Source organism: Mesorhizobium sp. P5_C1 (genome assembly GCF_054049815.1).
The window spans coordinates 1-1,605 of record NZ_JBFULQ010000869.1; the positions used below are offsets into that span (position 1 = coordinate 1).

General features: G+C 61.2%; 2 protein-coding genes. One reads left to right on the top strand and one right to left on the bottom strand.

Features of this window, described 5'->3' with window-relative positions:
• Window positions 1-290 (top strand): class I SAM-dependent methyltransferase (locus tag ACXJ7R_RS32105; RefSeq protein ID WP_457155311.1); only part of this gene is annotated, 290 nt, incomplete at its 5' end.
• A 38-nt stretch (window positions 291-328) separates the two neighbouring features.
• On the opposite strand, the gene ACXJ7R_RS32110 is transcribed toward ACXJ7R_RS32105, so the two are convergent.
• Window positions 329-1,605: bifunctional 2',3'-cyclic-nucleotide 2'-phosphodiesterase/3'-nucleotidase (locus ACXJ7R_RS32110; RefSeq protein ID WP_457155312.1), on the bottom strand; the 1,277-nt coding region annotated here is incomplete at its 5' end.

Here is a 1,605-nt window from a genome sequence, read left to right on the forward strand (position 1 = left end):
ATTTCATCCAGCGCTATGTTTTTCCGGGTGGCATGCTGCCGACGCCGTCGATCCTGAAGGCACTCGGCAACGATCACGGCCTTGCCCATCTGCGCGAGCGCGTGTTTCCGGACGACTATGCGCGCACGCTCGCCGAATGGCGCCAGCGGTTCTGGGCGTCATGGGAAAAGATCGTCCCGCTCGGCTTCGACGACCGCTTCAAGAAGCTCTGGGAATTCTACCTGCATTATTGCGAGGCCGGCTTCCGCGCCAGCTATATCGACGTGCGCCAGGTGGTCTACAAGGCATAGGTCCACGCTGCCGTACCGGCGCGGACCTATGCCGACGGTCAGAGAAGGATTCGGTATTTCGCAAATCCCGCTTCGCCCTCTCCTACCGGCTCGATCTTCAGCGACTTCACCTCGGCAATGAAATCCTTGGCCTTGGCGCCGGTCTCGAACACGACGCTGGTTCCAGGCAGCGGCGCGAACGACCAGTTGCCGTCCGCCGACGGATTGATCGTGCCCTCGCTGACGATGTAGCGAACGATCACGTCGCGATTGGTGTCCGGCGCCTCGTAGATGATCTTCGAGGCATTGATGTCGGGGAAATTGCCGCCACCGCCGGCCCGGTAGTTGTTGGTCGCAACGACGAATTTCTGTTTGGGATCAATTGGCTTGCCGTCAAACATCAAGTCGACGATGCGATTGGCGCCGGCGTTCGCCAGTCCCCCCTTGGCATCGTATTTCGGCGGCTGCGACAGGTCTATCTTGTAGGTCACGCCGTCGATGACGTCGAAATTGTAGGACGGGAAGTCGGTGTTGATGAGGGCCTGGTCGGCCTTGCCCGGTTCGATCCGGTTGAAGATGCCGGCCGACATTTCCAGCCATTCCTTGACCTGCGCGCCGGTGATTTCCACGGCTCGCACGGTGTTCGGGTAGAGGTAGAGATCGGCGACGTTTTTGATGGCGATGTCGCCTGCCGGCACGTCTGTATAGTAGTCGGCGCCGCTGCGTCCACCGGCCTTGAAGGGTGCGGCGGCCGACAGCAGCGGCACGTCCTTCCATTGCGTGTTCTTGAGAATATCCTTCAGGTACCAGGTCTGCGCCTGGCTGACGACCTGCACCGACGGATCGTCGGCGACTAGCGCGAAATAGGAATACAGCGGCGCCGAGGTCTTGCCGACGGGACGGCGCACATAGGCCAGAGTTGCCTGGTGGTCCTGTTCGAGTGCCGCGATGATGCGCTTGTCGTCGGGGACGATCGACTTGGCCTTGTTGTCGACGCGTTCGAAGATCGGCCGCGCCTCGGAGGTGGCGGAAACGACCTTCCAGTTCGACCCGTCGCGCTCCAGCATCAGGTCGATCAGCCCCATATGCGAGCCCCAGAAGCCGCCCATCACGGCCGGCTTGCCCTGCAGCGTGCCTTTTTGCGTGTCGACGCCGTCCAGCGACTGGAAGTCCTTCTTGCCGGGAAAGACCAGATGCTGGTGGCCGGTGAATACCGCATCGATGCCGTCGACACCGGCGACGAAGAACGACGCATTCTCCATCATGTCGCCCTGCTTCACGTCGATGCCGGAATGTGAGAGCGCAATCACGATGTCGGCGCCTTCCTCCTTAATCT